The organism is Xanthomonas sp. NCPPB 1754 (genome assembly GCF_041475725.2).
GTDB classification, from domain to species: Bacteria; Pseudomonadota; Gammaproteobacteria; order Xanthomonadales; family Xanthomonadaceae; genus Xanthomonas; species Xanthomonas euvesicatoria.
Map to the genome: position 1 here is coordinate 3,626,276 of NZ_CM192982.1, position 17,716 is coordinate 3,643,991.

9 protein-coding genes are annotated in these 17,716 nt (G+C 64.8%); 7 read left to right on the forward strand and 2 right to left on the reverse strand.

The features are described 5' to 3' along the window. Window positions 1–148 precede the first annotated feature (148 nt). Window positions 149–2,065 (reverse strand): ABC-F family ATP-binding cassette domain-containing protein, encoded by a 1,917-nt coding sequence (locus ACCQ15_RS15770; protein ID WP_372380769.1) that lies wholly within the window; start codon window positions 2,063–2,065, stop codon window positions 149–151. Window positions 2,066–2,244: 179 nt separating this feature from the next. Between ACCQ15_RS15770 and ACCQ15_RS15775 the strand changes: the two genes are divergently transcribed. The 4 genes from ACCQ15_RS15775 to ACCQ15_RS15790 all read left to right on the forward strand — a co-directional run bounded on the left by ACCQ15_RS15775 (window position 2,245) and on the right by ACCQ15_RS15790 (window position 10,889). Then, a complete protein-coding gene (locus ACCQ15_RS15775) occupies window positions 2,245–4,629 on the forward strand; it encodes a TonB-dependent receptor plug domain-containing protein (protein WP_372380770.1) in 2,385 nt (794 codons plus the stop codon). A gap of 434 nt (window positions 4,630–5,063) precedes the next feature. Continuing rightward, window positions 5,064–5,489, forward strand: a complete 426-nt coding sequence (locus ACCQ15_RS15780) for a VOC family protein (RefSeq protein WP_008571081.1) — start codon at window positions 5,064–5,066, stop codon at window positions 5,487–5,489. A gap of 273 nt (window positions 5,490–5,762) precedes the next feature. Then, window positions 5,763–8,150, forward strand: a complete 2,388-nt coding sequence (locus tag ACCQ15_RS15785) for a TonB-dependent receptor plug domain-containing protein (RefSeq protein ID WP_372380771.1) — start codon at window positions 5,763–5,765, stop codon at window positions 8,148–8,150. Window positions 8,151–8,489: 339 nt separating this feature from the next. Continuing rightward, a complete protein-coding gene (locus ACCQ15_RS15790) occupies window positions 8,490–10,889 on the forward strand; it encodes a TonB-dependent receptor plug domain-containing protein (RefSeq protein ID WP_029820026.1) in 2,400 nt (799 codons plus the stop codon). A 199-nt stretch (window positions 10,890–11,088) separates the two neighbouring features. Here ACCQ15_RS15790 and ACCQ15_RS15795 read toward each other — a convergent pair whose 3' ends face one another. After that, on the reverse strand, window positions 11,089–12,282 hold the full coding sequence (locus tag ACCQ15_RS15795) for a cytochrome P450 (protein WP_127167267.1): 1,194 nt from the start codon (window positions 12,280–12,282) through the stop codon (window positions 11,089–11,091). A gap of 431 nt (window positions 12,283–12,713) precedes the next feature. On the opposite strand from ACCQ15_RS15795, the gene ybaL reads away from it, so the two are divergent. The 3 genes from ybaL (at window position 12,714) to ACCQ15_RS15810 (ending at window position 17,652) form a co-directional block, all read left to right on the forward strand. After that, window positions 12,714–14,411, forward strand: a complete 1,698-nt coding sequence (ybaL, locus tag ACCQ15_RS15800; RefSeq protein ID WP_008571076.1) for a YbaL family putative K(+) efflux transporter — start codon at window positions 12,714–12,716, stop codon at window positions 14,409–14,411. 337 nt (window positions 14,412–14,748) lie between these two features. Next, window positions 14,749–15,510, forward strand: a complete 762-nt coding sequence (locus tag ACCQ15_RS15805; RefSeq protein ID WP_277572556.1) for an HpcH/HpaI aldolase family protein — start codon at window positions 14,749–14,751, stop codon at window positions 15,508–15,510. Further along, window positions 15,511–17,652: a TonB-dependent receptor family protein gene (locus ACCQ15_RS15810; RefSeq protein WP_055026846.1), complete on the forward strand. Its 2,142-nt coding sequence runs from the start codon at window positions 15,511–15,513 to the stop codon at window positions 17,650–17,652. It abuts the gene before it with no gap. Window positions 17,653–17,716 lie beyond the last annotated feature (64 nt).

Below are 17,716 nucleotides of genomic sequence, written 5' to 3' on the forward strand. Positions count from 1 at the left end.
CGCTTTCATCGTGGCCAACACGACGCAGCGCGCAGGCAGCCGCTAGGTGTAGACCAGGCGCGGCAACCGCGATGTACGCCTGGTACATCTCGCAACGACCATCTGACACGCCATCGTACGGTTGCGCAGGCGTTTTTGTCAGTGACGCTTACGCACCGTCGATCAACTCCATCCATGCGGTCTCGGCTTCAGCCAGCTGCTGCGCGGTTGCTTCGCGGTCGCGTCCGAGCACCGCCATCTTTTCGCTGTCGGCGTAGTTGCCGGGATTGGCCAGCTCGCGATCCAGCGCAGCGAGCGCCGCTTCCAGCTCGCCGACGCGCTTTTCGGCACTGGCCAGCTTGTGCGGGTTGACGGCTTTTTTCGGCGGCAGCGGCTTGGTCGGCGGTGGCGGGGTCGGCGCCGCCTCGGCCATCTTCTGCTTGGTCCCCTGCGCGGCCGGGCGGCTCCGCAACCAGGCGGCGTATTCGTCCAGATCGCCGGCGAACGGCTCGACCACGCCATCGGCCACGCGCCAGAAACTGTCGCAGACCAGGCCGATCAGATGGCGATCGTGCGAGACCATCACGATGGCCCCTTCGAAATCGCTCAACGCCTCGGCCAGCGCTTCGCGCATTTCCAGGTCCAAGTGGTTGGTCGGTTCGTCCAGCAGCAGCACGTTCGGCTGCTGCCAGGCGATCAACGCCAGCGCCAGGCGCGCGCGCTCGCCGCCGGAGAAACCATCCACCACTTCGAAGGCGCGGTCGCCGGCAAAATTCCATTTCCCCAAAAAGTCGCGGAACGCCTGGTTGGAACCATCCGGCGACAACTCACGGAAATGGTCCATCGGCGACTGGCCTTCGTGCAGCGACTCCACCGTGTGCTGGGCGAAGTAGCCGATGCGCAAATCCGGATGCGCGCTGCGCTCGCCTGCCAGCGGTGCCAGTTCGCCCACCAAGGTCTTGACCAGGGTGGACTTACCTGCGCCATTGGGCCCAAGCAAACCAATCCGGTCACCCGCCTCTAGCCCGAATCCGACATCATGCAGCACGGTAATGGCATCGCTGGAACCACGCTTTTGCGATTCCCCATTCCCGATTCCCGATTCCCGCGGCGCAGCGGCATAGCCGGCTTCCACGTGATTGAGCCGGATCAGCGAGAACGGCAGCCGGCTGGGCTGCGCGAACTGGATGCGGAACTCGCGCTCGGCACGCACCGCCTCGGTACCGGCCATCTTGGCCAGCCGCTTCATACGGCTCTGCGCCTGGGTCGCCTTGCTGGCCTGCGCCTTGAAGCGGTCGATGAAGCTCTGCAGATGCGCGCGCTCGGCCTGTTCCTTCTCGTGCGCGATCTGCTGCTGGCGCAGGTGCTCGATGCGCTGGCGTTCGAAATCGGTGTAGCCGCCGACATACAGCTTGGCGGTGCCGCCGTGCAGGTGGAGGGTGTGGGTGGCCACGTTGTCGAGAAATTCGCGGTCGTGCGAAATCAGCAGCAGCGTGCCCGGGTACTTGAGCAACCACTGCTCCAGCCACAGCACCGCATCCATGTCCAGGTGGTTGGTCGGCTCGTCGAGCAGCAGCAGGTCGCTGGGCATCATCAGCGCGCGCGCCAGATTCAGCCGCACGCGCCAGCCGCCGGAAAACGACGACACCGCGCGATGGTGCGTGTCTGCCGGAAACCCAAGGCCATGCAGCAACTTGCCGGCGCGCGCTTCGGCGTCGTAGGCGCCGATCTCGGCCATCTTCTGATGTGCGTTGGCCACTGCCTCCCAGTCCTCGCGCGCGGTAGCTGCGGCTTCTTCCTGCAGTACCGCAGACACCTCGATGTCCCCGCCCAGTACGAACGACAGCGCCGGGTCGGGCAGCGAGGGAGTTTCCTGCGACACGCTGGCCGTGCGCACCTTGCCGGGCAGATCGACATCGCCCTTGTCGGCCTCCAGCTCGCCCTTCACCGCAGCGAACAGGCTGGACTTGCCGGTGCCGTTAGGGCCCACCACACCGACGCGGTAGCCGGCGTGCATGGTCAGGTCGACGTTGGAGAGCAGCAGACGCTCGCCGCGTCGCATGGAGAAGTTACGCAGGGAAATCATTGATGGACAGTCCGATAGAACGAAAAGGAATGAGCAGATGAGCAGCATTCCTGCGACGCCATTCTAGCGTTAACGAATAATTAGCGCCTTCAGCGTGGCCGCCGTCTTGTTCGCCCTCCCGCGACCGCCGCCTGCCTAGCCTTGCCTGGTCCTGCCTGGACCCACGTTTCGGAGTTGTCATGAACGCCCCCCTTTCCGCGCTTGCGACCGCCGTGGTCGCTGCACTGCTTGCTTCACCCGCCCTGGCCCAGACCGCCGCCCCGGCGACCGCCCCGGCCAACACCCTGGATACGGTCATCGTCACCGGTACCCGCGTATCGGACCGCACCGTGGCCGAGTCGCAGTCGCCGATCGACATCATCAGCGCCGAATCGCTGCAAGCCACCGGCACCCCGGAACTGGCCACCGCACTGGCGCGCGCCCTGCCATCGCTGAACTTCCCGCGCCCTGCCCTGAGCGACGGCACCAGCGCGATCCGTCCCGCGCAGCTGCGCGGCCTGTCGCCGGATCAGGTGCTGGTGCTGGTCAATGGCAAGCGCCGCCACACCTCCTCGCTGCTCAACCTCAACGGCACCATCGGTCGTGGCGCGGCGGCGGTGGATCTGAACACCATCCCGGTCGCGGCCATCGCGCGGGTGGAAGTGCTGCGCGACGGCGCCTCGGCGCAGTACGGCTCCGACGCCATTGCCGGCGTGGTCAACATCGTGCTCAAGGGCGCAGAAAAGGGCGGCAGCCTGCAAGCCGGCTTCGGCCAGTATTCGGCTGGCGACGGCAACAACTACGAGCTCTCCGGCGACACCGGCGTGGCCTATGGCGGCGATCGCGGCTGGCTGCACGTGGCCGCCCAGCTCAACCAGCAGGACCCGACCGACCGTGCACGCGCCTACGCCGGCGCGCCCAGCGTCTCGCAGCCGGCAGTCGGCCAGAAGGCGTTCAAGATCGGCGACCCGGAGGTCAATGCGCAGGCGGTCTCGGCCAATACCGAATTCGCCTTCAGCGACAGCATCACCGGCTATGCGTTCGCCACCGCCAGTAACCGCGACATCACCTCGTTCGCGTTCTTCCGCGCGCCGGGCAGCAGCCAGAACATCCTGTCGGTGTATCCGCAGGGCTTCCTGCCGGAAATCCAGACTTACGCCAAGGACCGTTCGCTGGTGGCCGGCGTGCGCGGCTCCACTGCCAGCGGTTGGGACTGGGACGCCAGCTACAACTACGGCTACAACCGCATCGATTTCCACACCCGCAATACGCTCAACGTCAGCCTGGGGCCGACCTCGCCCACGGCGTTCTACGACGGCGCGCTGGAAACTACGCAGAACATCGTCAACCTGGACGTCAAGCGCGGCTTCGATTGGGGCCTGGCGTATCCGGTGACGGTGGCCTTCGGCGCCGAATACCGCAACGAAAAGTGGAACCAGTCGCCGGGCGAAGTGGGCTCGTATTTCCAGGCCGGCACGCTGGCCGGTGGCGCGCAGGGATTCGGCGGCTTCGCTCCTAGCGTGTCGGGCCGCTACTCGCGCGACAGCTACGCGTTGTACGCCGACATCGAAGCCGACTTCACCGACAAGTTCTCTGCCGGCCTGGCCGGCCGCTACGAGGACTACAGCGATTTCGGCAGCCAGGCCTCGGGCAAGTTCTCCGCGCGCTATGCGTTCACCGACAGGATCGCATTGCGCGGCACGGTGTCCTCGGGCTTCCGCGCGCCGTCGCTGGCGCAGCAGTATTTCCAGTCCACCAGCACCACCTTCCTGGCCGGCAACCCGAACCCGTTCGAGATTCGCACCTTCCCCGCCGACAGCACCGTGGCGCGCGCGCTCGGCGCCGAGCCGCTGGATGCGGAAACCTCGCTGTCCTACAGCCTGGGCCTTGTGCTGCAGCCCACTGATGCGCTCTACCTCACCGTGGATGCGTACCAGATCGATGTGGACGACCGTATCGTGCTGTCGTCCAACCTGACCGGCGCGGGCGTGCGCAATCTGTTGGAGTCGCAGGGCATCTTCGGCATCAATGGCGGGCGTTACTTCACCAATGCGGTGGATACGCGTACGCGCGGCGTGGACGTGGTGGGCAGCTACCGCTGGCAGCTGGCCGCCAGCAGCGTGGACCTGACTGCCGGGTATAACTATTCGGAAACCGAAGTGCGCAGCGTGGCCGCCAACCCGGCCGCGTTGTCGGCCAACGGGCTGAGCCTGGAGCGCATCGACCGCACCGAGCGTGGCCGCATCGAAGCAGGCTTCCCGCGCGACAAGTTCCTGATCAACGGCAGCTGGAACTCCGAACACTGGACGCTGGCCCTGGGGGCCACGCGCTATGGCAAGTACAGCACCCGCCCAGCGGACGCGAGCAACGACCAGACCTTCGGCGCCAAGTGGGTGGTGGATGCATCGGCCAGCTACAAGATCGATCGCTGGACGCTGACGCTGGGCGCAGACAATGTGCTGGATCAATACCCGGACGAAAACAACTTCGCCAATTCCACCAGCGGACAATTCCCGTACAGCAATCTGTCGCCGTTCGGCTTCAATGGTGCGTACGTGTATGGGCGCATCAACTACCGCTGGTAAGCGCTGCGCTTGAGCAGCCGAGGTTGTCTTTGTGATCGTGAGGCGGGCGATGCGATCGGCCATCTCGCGATCAGCGCGAGACATCCGCCGCATTTGCTGTGATCAGCAAATGCAACTTCGCTGCATGCATGGCGTGTCGCCATTGCATCCTTCGACATCCAGGGTCGACCACGCGCCCCGGCCAGCCCGGGGCGTGTGCGCATCTGCCTAAGGTCTTTTTGGAACGGCACACAAACTCGCTGCCGGCACCAGGCGGACGCGGCCGCGGCATCGACTCTGTGTGCACTGCGGTTGGTGTCGCCGTCGGCGCGCACCTGACGGACTACGCGCGACGCGTTGGTCGCCACTGTGCGCACCGTATCGCTGCGAGGTGAAGACCTGCCGGCAGCTGCGGTGGTATCAACGGTGCTCCCGTCATTGCCGGAGCACGCTCCATGGAAACATCGCAGCTGTCGCGCGGACGCTTGATCGACCATCTGCACCTGGTGGTGCAGGACCTGCCGGCCAGCCGGCGCTTCTACCAGGCTGTGCTGGACGTTCTTGGGATTCCGGTCGGCGGCGAAGGCGATGGGTTCTTCTGGGCCGACGAATTATTCGTTTCCGACCGCGACACGGTGGCACAGGGCGTGCTCACCGGCCGCCACCACCTGGCATTTCAGGCACGCGATGTGGCAATGGTGCATGCCTTCCATCAAGCGGCGCTCGCCCATGGTGGTCGCGACAATGGTGCGCCCGGCCTGCGCCCCTATCACCCGCAGTACTACGCCGCGTTCGTGCTCGATCCGGACGGCAACAACATCGAAGCGGTCTTCCATGGTGTTGCGCAACGCAGTGCTGATGCGGTGCAGATCACATTCTGATGCACAAGTTTCATAACTGGTATTGCCGTCCACTATGGTGCAAGCGAGCGCCTGCCCCAGCAGGTCTGGTGCAGGCGTCGCATCACTTTGGTGCACGATGACAACGTTGCCAGTAGCACGTCAGAGATGACAGTTGCTTGCGCAACGTAACCAAAATTTGACATGCGGTTACACGTGGTTAATGGTTGAGAACGCACCGCAGCTGCCGCGATGGACGCGGCCCGGGAGGGGGCCCCTGCGATGCATCCGTTCCCCACTCGGAGTTGTCACCGCATGAATTGCAAGACCAGTCCACTCGCAGTCGCCGTTGTTCTTGCACTGTCGTTTTCCGCTTCAACCGCGTCTGCGCAATCGCAGGCGCCGGCCCAGAAAACACTGGACACCCTGATCGTGACCGGCACGCGTGTGGCCGATCGCACGGTCGCCGAATCGGCATCGCCGATCGACATCATCTCGCCGCAGGCACTGGAATCGACCGGCACCACCGAATTGGCGACCGCGCTCTCACGCGCGATTCCCTCGCTCAATTTTCCGCGCCCGGCCATCTCCGACGGCTCCGACGCGGTGCGCCCGGCACAGTTGCGCGGCCTGTCGCCCGATCAGGTGCTGGTGCTGGTCAACGGCAAGCGCTATCACAGCACGGCGTTGATCAATCTCAACGATACCCAGGGGCGTGGCTCTTCGCCGGCAGACCTCAACACCATCCCGATCGCCGCGGTGGAGCGCATCGAAGTGCTGCGCGATGGTGCGTCTGCGCAATACGGCTCGGACGCCATCGCCGGCGTGATCAATGTCGTGCTCAAGGGCAGCGGCGAAGGCGGCAGCATCAATGGCCGCTACGGCAAGTACAGCGCTGGCGACGGCGAGCAGTACCAACTGTCCGGCGATGCCGGTTTCAGCTTCGCCGGCACCGGCAAGGTGCACCTGGCCGCACAGGCCGGGCACTCGGATCAGACCAACCGCGCGTTGCCGTTCCAGGGCCGTGTGGAGCAGCGTTATGGCGACCCCGACATCGACCAGGGCGCGCTCTCGTTCAACGGCGAATACAGCCCCACCGATTACCTCACGTTCTATTCGTTCGGCATGGTGAGCCGGCGCGAAGTGCTGTCCAACGGCTATTTCCGCTTTGCCGGTGATAATCGCAACCGCCCGGAAATCTATCCGGACGGCTTCCTGCCGCAGATCTACAACGTCAGCAAGGACGTCTCGTGGGTAGGCGGCTTGAAGACCTCCACCGAAGGGGGCTTGAACATCGATCTGAGCTACAACTACGGCCAGAACAATCTCACCTTCGATGTGCGCAACAGCTTGAACAACAGCTTGGGGCTGGCCAGCCCGACCGACTTCCACGCCGGTACGCTGGAAGTGACGCAGAACGTACTCAATGCCGATTTCACCAAGACGCTGGATTGGGGCCTGGCCTATCCGCTGACGCTGGCCTTCGGTGCCGAATGGCGCGGCGAGAAATTCAACGAATCGCCTGGCGATGCGGCTTCCTCGGCCAACGGCGGTATTCCCTCGGCCAACGGGTCGTTGATTCCCGGCGCGCAGGTGTTTCCAGGCTTCAAGCCCTCCGATGCCGGTTACTACAACCGCAACAGTCATTCGTTCTACGCCGATCTGGAAACCGATTTGACCGAGAAGTTCTCGGCCGGGCTGGCCGGGCGCTACGAGAAGTACAGCGACTTCGGCGACACCGCCACCGGCAAGCTGTCGCTGCGCTATGCCTTTACCGACAAGGTGGCGGTGCGTGCGACTGCATCCACCGGCTTCCGCGCGCCGTCGCTGCAGCAGCAGAACTTCCAGTCGATCGCCACCCAGTTCCTCAACGTGGCGCAGCCCAACGGCACGGTGACCGCGATTCCGTTCGAGATCGGCACCTTCCGTACCGACAACCCTGCCGCGATCGCGCTCGGTGCCGAACCGCTCAAGGCCGAAGAGTCCAAGAATTACGGCTTGGGCGTGGTGCTGCAGCCGGTGGAGAATCTGTACATCACGGTGGATGCGTATCGCATCGATATCGACGACCGTATCGTGCTGTCTGAAAACCTCACCTCGACTGCGGTCCGCAACTACCTGCAGGCCAATGGGTTCCCGGGCATCGGTGGCGGGCGTTACTTCACCAATGCGGTAGACACCAAGACGCAAGGCGTCGATGCGGTCGGCACCTATCGCTGGAACCTGGATGGCGGCAGCGCAGAGCTGACCTCCGGCTACAACTACAACAAGACCGAAATCAAACGCATCGCCGACAACCCGGCAGCGCTGATGGCGATCGATCCGAGTGCGGTGCGCATCGGTCGCGCCGAAATCGGCCGTATCACCGAAGGCACGCCGCGCGACAAGTTCTTCCTCGGCGGGACCTGGTCGCCGGGCAACTGGTCGTTCACCGGCACCGCCACGCGCTGGGGCGAGTTCAGTACGTTCGGCACCAACGCCGGCAGCGACCAGACCTACGCGGCCAAGTGGACGCTGGATCTGGCCGCGTCCTACAAGTTGGGCGCGTGGAATTTCACCATTGGTGGCGACAACGTGCTCAACGAATATCCGGACCGCCAGCAAGCCGGCTTGGGCACGCGCACTTACCTGCCCTACAGCAGCGCCTCGCCGTTCGGTTTCAACGGCGCGCTGGTCTATGCAAACGTGAACTACAAGTGGTAACTCCCAAATGCCGGTCGGTCACGGCCGGCATTTGAGTCGCGCGGCACTGCATGTTCGACGTGTCGCCGACGTCACCGTCCCTGGCCACCCTCGCACACATGAGGTGGCCAGGTTAGACGCTTTCCGCTGCACGTTGCACCGCTTCAGCAAGGATGCGCGCAGCAAAGCGCGCAAGGCGCCACACCGCGCATTGCCGGTTGCTGCACTCGTGCGCACTGCTCCGTCCTGCGGACGCATGCGGCGCGCAGGCATGGCCGATTACCCGTTCGCAGTTGCATTCCCCCGGTATTTACGGTGCTTCGTCGCTACGTCCATCACTCCTTTCGAGCCTTGACTCCCATGCACAACTCCAACGCACTCTCGCTGGCGATTTCAGTCGCACTCACCGTCTGTTCCTTCGCTGCCAGTGCGCAGTCGCAATCGACCCAGCCGCAGAAAACCCTCGACACCCTGATCGTCACCGGTACGCGCGTCAGCGACAGGACCGTGGCCGAATCCGAATCGCCGATCGACATCATCTCCGAGGAGTCCCTGCAGGCCACCGGCGCCACCGATGTCGCCACCGCGCTCGGCAAGCTATTGCCGTCGCTGAACTTCCCGCGCCCGGCCATCGCCGACGGCAACGACGCCGCCCGTCCCGCCACGCTGCGCGGGCTGTCGCCGGACAACGTGCTGGTGCTGGTCGACGGCAAGCGCTATCACACCTCCTCGCTGGTGAACTACAACCCCTATGTCGGTCGTGGTTCGGCGCCGGCCGATCTCAACTCGCTGCCGATGTCGGCGATCGCCCGCATCGAGGTGCTGCGCGATGGCGCGTCGGCGCAATACGGCTCCGACGCGATCGCCGGCGTGGTCAACATCGTGCTCAAGCATGGCGCCGCGGCCGGCAGCAACAGCATTTCGGTCAATGGCGGCATCATGGACAAGGGCGACGGCGCACAGAACGGCGTCGACGGCTCGGTCGGCTTGCCGTTCGGCGCCACCAGCGGCGACACCGCGCCTGGCTGGGTGCGGCTGTCGTGGAATTACCAGAATTCGATGGACACCAACCGCAGCGAGAACACCAATCGCGCCACCACGCTTGCCGGCGCCGCCAATCCCAGCGGCGTGCCCTACCAGCGCCATGGCGATCCGGATGCCAGGTTCTACCAGGGCCTGGTCGCGTTCGGCTATGACTTCACGCCCAATGTCGAGCTGTATGGCCATCTGAGCGTGAGCCGCCGCGAAGTGACCTCCAACGGCTACTACCGTGCCTACGACAACACCGACCGCAACGTGCAGGCGGTGTATCCCAACGGCTTCCTGCCGCAGATCTACAACCCGATCAACGACCGCTCGGCGGTGCTCGGCGTCAAGGGCACCACGGCCAGCGACTGGCATTGGGACGTGTCGGCCACCTATGGCAAGAACGACATGACCTTCAACATCCTCAACAGCATCAACACCAATCTGTACTGGAGCACGGGCAGCTCGCCGACGAACTTCAATTCCGGTGGTTTCGAAACCGAACAAGGCACGCTCAACGCCGACTTCAACAAGTCCTTCGATTGGGGCCTGGCCTATCCGGTCAATCTGGCCTTCGGTGTGGAACATCGCCAGGACCGCTACGAGATCGTCGCCGGCTCGCCGGCGTCGTATTTCTTCGACCCCGACACCATCAACCCGGAGACCGGAACCCCGTACCCCGGCGGTGCGCAGGTGTTCTCCGGTCTGGAGCCCTCGGTAGCGGGCAAGTTCGGCCGTCACAGCAACGCGGCCTATGCAGCGCTGGAAGCGGACCTGACCGACAAGCTGTCCGGTGGCATCGCCGGGCGTTACGAGAACTACAGCGATGCCGGTTCCACCCGCTCGGGCAAGCTGTCGGCACGCTATGCGTTCACCGATACGTTCTCCATGCGTGCCACGGTTTCCAACGGCTTCCGTGCGCCCTCGCTGGCGCAGCAGAACTACGCCTCGGTGGTGACCCTGCCGCAGGACGGGCAGCTGATCCAGGTCGGCACCTATCGCACTTCCGACCCGATCGCCGTGCAGCTGGGCGCGCGCCCGCTGAGCCCGGAAAAGTCCACCAACTACGGGATCGGCAGCGTCTGGCAGCCGACCGCCAACTTCACCTCGACGCTGGACGTGTACCAGATCCGCATCTGGGACCAGATCCTGTATTCGGACCAGATCCAACTCGCCCAGCCGATCGGCCAGGTGGGTGCGGTGCAATTCTTCGTCAACGGCGCCACCAGCCGCACGCGCGGCGTCGACTGGGTGAACAGCTATCGGGCCGATCTCGGTGCCGGCGGCAGCCTCAACCTGAGCGCCAGCGCCAATTACAACAAGACCAAGATCCTGGAGCTGTCCAATCCGAACTTCGGACGTGCCAGCCAGGGCCTGTTGACCGAATCCACGCCACGCACCAAGTACATGCTGGCAGCGGACTGGACCTTGGGCGGCTTCTCGCTCAACGGCAATGCCACCCGCTATGGCGCGATCAAGCGCATCGGCGATCCGGCCGACGGCAGCCAGGACCAGACCTATTCGGCGCGCTGGATCCTCAATCTGGCGGCCAACTACACCTGGCAGGCGCTGACCTTCACCGTGGGTGCCGACAACGTCACCAACCAGTATCCGACCAAGGCACAGCTGACCACCGGCTACGACGATCGCGCCAGCGGTCTGCAGTATTCCTCGTTGTCGCCGTTCGGCTTCAACGGTCGCTACTGGTACGGCCGGGTGACCTACCGCTTCTGATCGGCCGGCTCGAGCGAACCTGCCGATCCGCGCATGTGTATCCGCAAACACCGCCGCGTGATCGGCGGTGTTTGTCGTTGTGGGCATCTCGATTCGGGTGCCGCGGCCGTGCGTCATCTGCCGCGACGATCGCCAGCGCAGTGATTGCCGCTGCGATGCCGTCCCGGCAGGTCACGCCACTGCACTGCCTGGCCGCGGCTCACCAGGAGGCGAGCAGCGTGTCGACACCGCGCAGGTTGGCGCGGTCGTTCCAGCTCAGCGTGTCCAGCTGCTCCAACCGAAGCGCCGGCAGACGCGCAAGCAGGCAGGCCAGCGCGGCTTCCACTTCGATCATGGCCAGCCGGTTGCCCAGGCAGTGGTGGATACCACCACCGAGCGACAGCGCGCGGCCCTGCTGGCGGCGGATATCCAGCACCTGCGGGTCGGTGAACTGCAGCGTGTCGTGATTGGCCGCGCCCAGCATCAGATACAGCATGGCGCCCCGGGGAACCGCCACGCCCTCGATCTCGAAATCCTGCAAGGCGGTGCGCGTGGCCATCTGCACCGAGCTGTCGTAGCGCATGCATTCGAGCACTGCATTGGGCAGCAGGCCCGGGGTTTCCTGCAGCAGGCGCAATTGCTGCGGATGCCGATGCAGCGCGACCAGCGCATTGCAGATCATGTTGGAGGTGGTTTCGTGGCCGGCAAAGAACAGCAGGATCACGTTGGAGACGATCTCCTCCTCGCTCAGGCGGCGGCCGTTGTCCTCGGCCTGGATGAAGCGCGCGATCAGATCGTCGCCGCCAGCGCTGCGACGTTGCGCGATCACGCCGTGGAAATATGTTGCCAGCTGGTCGTACGCAACGCTGGTGGCCTGCAGTTCTTCCGCCGTCATCATCGGATCGAAGACTTTCGCCAGCGCGCTGGTCGCGTGACTCAGCGCGGTGACATCGGCTGCATCGATATCCAGCATCCGGCAGATGATGGCGATCGGCAGCGGGAACGCGAACTCGGCCAGCAGATCGCAGTGGCCGTTGGCCTGGAAAGCGTCGATCAACCCGGCGGCGGTATCGCTGGCTACCTCACGCATGGACTCCATCTGCCGCGCACCGAAGGCCTGCGTCATCAGTCCGCGCAACTGCGTGTGCAGCGGCGGATTGAGCAGCAGGAACATGCGGCTCATGCCCTGGAACAGCGGCAGGTGCACCGCCGCCTCGCCGTAGCGCAGACGAACGCTCTGCAGATAGTCGCGGCCGACCCGTCGGTCGCTGAGCAGGCGATCGACCACGGCGTAGCGGCCGGACATCAGCCGCCCGTCCGCCACCTGCACCAGTGGGCCTTCTTCGCGCAGGCGTGCGTAGGTCGGATAGGGATCGTGGCGGAACTGGGGTGTTGCCAAATCGCTGAGATGCATGGCCTGGCTCATGTGGCATCACCCCCGAAATAGGGGCGATGCATGCGTGCACCTGCCCAAGGACACAGGTGCTCCACGGAATGCCCGGATTATCTGCACGCATCGCGCCCCGGCCTTGCGCAAGCGCGAAGCGGTGTCGTCAATGTTGACTCGGCATGCCGGACTTGCGCCGTGCGTCTCAGCTCGCAGGCGCAGGCGACAGCGGTTTACGCGCCACCTGACGCATGCATCTGTCTGCACGCATGCGCTGCGTGTCGCATCGCGTTAATCATGCGCTGTGTACTATGGGCGTCCGGCCAACCGGACCTGTCTTGCGGTCCAGTTCCCCCTGCCGGACTCCAGCCATGACCACGCAATGCCCGCAGGCGATGCCCGGCGCAGTGCCGTTGGCTGGCTCGACGATCTCCCGGACACTCTCACAACGGATTGGAATGCATCACGACACCAGCCTCATCGACATCATCGCCGTCGGCCTCGCGGTCGCCTTCATCCTTGGCACGCTCGCGCAGAAGGTGAAGCTCTCGCCGTTGGTCGGCTACCTGCTGGCCGGCGTGTGCGTAGGGCCGTTTACGCCGGGATTCGTGGCCGACCAGACCATCGCCAACCAGTTGTCCGAACTGGGTGTGATGTTGCTGATGTTCGGCGTGGGGCTGCATTTTTCGCTCGACGATTTGATGGAAGTGAAGTGGATCGCGGTGCCTGGCGCATTGGCGCAGATCGTGGTGGCCACCCTGCTCGGCTGGGCGCTGGCGTGGAGCATGGGCTGGTCGCTGATTCACGGCTTGGTGTTCGGCCTGGCGCTGTCGGTGGCCAGTACGGTGGTGCTGTTGCGTGCGCTAGAAGAACGCCGTTTGCTGGACACCCAGCGCGGCCGCATCGCGGTGGGCTGGCTGATTGTCGAAGACCTGGTGATGGTGCTGGCATTGGTGTTGCTCCCGGCGCTGGCGGATGTGCTCGGTAGCGGCGCACCAGCCACGACGCACGATGCGCAATCGCCCTCGCTGCTGGCCGCGCTGGGCGTGACCTTGCTCAAGATGGTGGCGTTCGTCGCAGCGATGCTGGTGATCGGCCGGCGCGTGATCCCCTGGTCGTTGGAAAAAGTGGCGGCAACCGGCTCGCGCGAACTGTTCACCCTGGCCGTGCTCGGTATCGCGCTGGGCGTGGCATTCGTGTCGGCTACGTTGTTTGGTGTGTCGTTCGCGCTCGGCGCGTTCTTCGCCGGCATGCTGCTCAAGGAATCGGAACTCAGCCATAAGGCCGCCAACGATTCGCTGCCGTTGCGCGATGCGTTTGCGGTGTTGTTCTTTGTCTCGGTGGGCATGTTGTTCGACCCGATGATCCTGATCGCGCACCCGTGGCAGGTTCTGGCGACCTTTCTGACCATTACCGTGGGCAAGTCGCTGGCGGCATTTTTGATCGTGCGCGCGTTCGGCCACCCCACCGGCACGGCGCTCACCATTTCCACCAGTCTGGCGCAGATTGGCGAGTTTTCCTTCATCCTGGCCGGCCTGGGCGTGCAACTGGCGATCCTGCCGGAAACCGGGCGCGACCTGATCCTGGCCGGCGCGCTACTGTCGATCGTGGCCAACCCGTTCCTGTTCTCGTGGCTGGACCGCTGGCAGGCCAAGCAGGCGCAGGACGCGCCCGCCGCCGTGGAACCGGAACTACCGCCTGGCCCGCCATTGCCGGCCGATGGGCATGCCATCGTGATCGGCTACGGCCGCGTCGGCAGTTCGCTGGCGCAATTGCTGCGCAGCCGCGGCGTGCCGGTGCTGGTGATCGACGACAACGGCGACCACGTCGCCAAGGCCCATGCGGCTGGTATTCCCGGCATCCGGGGCAGCGCAGCGGCCGACCGCGTGCTGGCCGAGGCACGCCCGGAGCATGCCAAGATCGCAATCCTGGCCATTCCGCAGCCGCTGGAAGCCGGCGAAGCACTGGCCAAGCTGCGCGCCATCAACCCCTCGCTGACACTGCTGGCGCGCGCCCACAGCGACGCCGAGGTCAAGCACCTGCTCGAACACGGCGCCGACGGCGCGGTACTGGCCGAGCGCGAACTGGCCTATTCGCTGGCCGAAATGGTGATGTCCACCCCGCCGTACCGCGCGTTGAACGTGCCGGCGTCGTAGTTGCACTAGCGCACGCATGCGGAGTGCCGTCCAAAAAGCCCCTGCCGGGAGACGCCACCTCTGTGCACCAGTTACTTTTCTGGCGTTGGCGCGCCTGCACGGGCACGAGCGTCGCCGCCAGCAGCGACCTCCGCCCAGATAAGCCAGGCATCGAAGCCTGCAGGTGTGCAAGCCCTGCGGGCGCTTCTGTTGCGGGCGGTTAGTTCAGATTGAAAACATCGATCTGACCCTTGTCCACCGCCACGACCAAAACTCAAAAAAGAGCATCGCCAGACACACTTGATAATCATTCCCATCAAGTGCAGGATGAGCGCCCGTTTCCTCGGCGGCCTCTTCCATGGCGGTTGCAGTCGGCATCCTCAATGCATTGCCAAGCGTGCAGCTTTGCGAGTTGCTGGGCCGCCTCGGCTATGGCTTCGCTGTGCTCGATCTGGAGCATGTGCTGCACGCGCCCGACACGCTGGAACATGCCATCCGCGCCTGCGAGTTGTCGGGCTGCGAGGCCTGGGTGCGCGTGCCGGAGGTGGACGAAAAACTGATTGGCCGCGTGCTGGATGCCGGCGCGCGCGGAATCGTGGTTCCGCGTACCGAGTCTGCGGCGCAGATCGGCGACGCCATCGCCGCGGCGCGCTTCCCGCCGCTGGGCCGGCGCGGCATCACCGGCGGCCGTGTCACCGGCTTTGGCAATGTCGATCTGCCCACCTACATCGCGCATGCCAATGCGAACACCCGTATCGTGCCGATGATCGAAAGCGCCGCCGGCGTGGCTGCCCTGCCGGAGATTCTTGCCATCCCAGGCGTGGCCCTGGTGATGGAAGGTGCGCTGGATCTTGCGCTGGATCTGGGTCTGGGCCCGCAGCCCACTCATCCGCAGGTGTGGGAATTGCTGCTGCAACTGCATGCGCAGTGTCTTGCTGCAAACGTCCCGTTCTGCCCCAACCCGCGCACTGACGCGCAGCGTGCGCACTGGCTGCAGCAGCCGGAGCTGCGCTGGCTGCTGGCCGGCGAAGACCGCGCGCTGATCCAACGCGCCCTGCGCGGCCATTTGGCCAGCCTTGCCGTCCCCCAATCACCTCCCGCCTGCAGGAGCACGCCGTAGATGTCGACGTTCCGTTTCCACGCCCTGGCCATCGCTATCGCGGCGAGCACGCTGACGCTGCCGCAGCTGGCGCGCGCAAGCGATACGCCGACGACCGATGCGCTTGATGCCAGCGGTGGCGGCACGCCGATTCGCGCACTGGATGCGATCCAGGTGCAAGGCAGCCTGCTCGGTCGCTCCAAACCCGACGATGTGCAGCGTTACGCCGGCAGCCGCCAGGTGATCGACCGCGAGCAGTTGCGCAATGGCGGCAACCGTTCGCTGGACGATGCATTGCAGCGCGTGCCCGGCATCAAGATCTTCGACGAAACCGGCACCGGCGCACTGCCGCAGCTGATGCTGCGCGGTCTGTACGAAAGCCGCAGCGGTCGCGTGCAGGTGCTCGAAGACGGCATTCCATTGGCGTTGGCCCCGTATGGGCAGACCAGCCTGTCGCTGTTTCCGGTAGGACTGAACCAGATCGACCGCATCGACATCGTGCGCGGCGGCGCGGCGGTGCAGTACGGGCCGAACAACGTGGGCGGGGTGATCAACCTGGTCAGCAAGGAGATCCCGAGCGCGTGGAGCACCACGCTGGCGCACAAGGTCACTGCCGGCGGCCAGGGCCGGTTCCTGCAGGACAGTGCGCTCAGCAGCGGCGGATATCTCACCGATAACTTCGGGATGCAGGTCGATGCCAATCGCACCTATGGCGAGTACTGGCGCGCGCATAGCGACACCGACATCAGCAATCTGCGCGTCCGTGCCGAATGGTGGCTAGACGACACCAAGCTGCTCAAGGCCAGCGTGCAGCGTTATCTGGTCGACATGGATCTGGCCGGCGCCCTCAGTCCGGACGATTACCGGCGCGACCCACGCCAGTCCACCCGCCCGCTGGACAGCTTCAACGGCCGCACCACACGTGCGTCGCTGAGCTACGAACAGCTGCTGGGCGATTGGGGTCCGATGCAGGACGTGCGCCTGGATTGGAGCAACTTCAGTGCACGCAGCAGTCGCAATTTCATTGTCGGCATGCGCCAGGCCTCCACCGAAACGTGGCGCTCGGACCTGCCGCCGCAACTGCGCCAGACCGCACCGCGCGATTTCCGCGTGGTCGGCAGCGAGCCACGGCTGAGCTGGAGCATGGGCGATGCCGGTGGCGTGCGTCAGCAGTGGACTGCCGGGGTGCGTGCAGTGCGCGAGGACATCGATTTTCTGGTGGGCAATCTGCGTCTGCGCGACGGGCTGTTCACCACCGTGCGCGATTGGCGGTTCGAAGACCGCGCGTTGGCCGCATACCTCAGCAACGCCATCACCCTGCCGGGCGAGCGCGTGACGATTACGCCGGGCCTGCGCTACGAACGCCTGGATTCGCGCTATTTCAATCGCGCCACCGGCGTCAGCACGCTCAACCAGACGCGCGATGTCCTGCCGGGGCTGACGTTGGGCTTCCAGGCAAACGAGCAATGGTTTTTCTACGCCGACGGGCAGCGTTCGATGCGTGCGCCGCAGGTCACCCAGATCATCTTCGGCAACAACCTGGATGCCGAACTGGCATGGAATTACGAGGCGGGCGCGCGCTATCAGCCCAACGAGCGGACACGTGTCCAGCTGGGCGGCTACCTCATCGATTTCGATCAGCAGATTCAGCTCGACAACACCACGCGCGTGTTCCGCAATCTCGGCAAGACCCGCCATCAAGGTGGCGAGCTGGAACTGCAATGGAGCCCGGAGCAACTGCGTGCGCTCACCCTCAACGCCAGTTATGCCTATCTGGATGCCAGCCAGGAATCGGGTGCATTCCGCGGCTTGCGCGTGCCTTACACCTCGCGCAACCAGATCACGCTGGGCGGCACTTACGCGCTTGGTCACACCACTGTCGCGCTTTCCGGCTATTACTTCAGCAAGGCCTTCAGCGACGCTGCCAACACCGTGCAGGAGAATGCCATCGCTTCGGTGGGTCAGTTGCCGGCCTACATGGTATGGAACACGCAAGTGAGCCATACCTTGTTCGAACGCGATGGACAGAAGTTCAGCGCATCGTTGGCGATCAACAACCTGTTCGACCGGCAATACTGGTTCCGTGGCGTGGACACCAGCCCCTGGGGGCGTCAGGCCGCGCCTGCGCGCACCGTCACTGCCGGACTGGAGTACACGTTTTGAACCTGCATCACCTGGCAAGCGCTGCACACGACCGACGCACACAGGCGTAGGTTGCGCGCGAAGC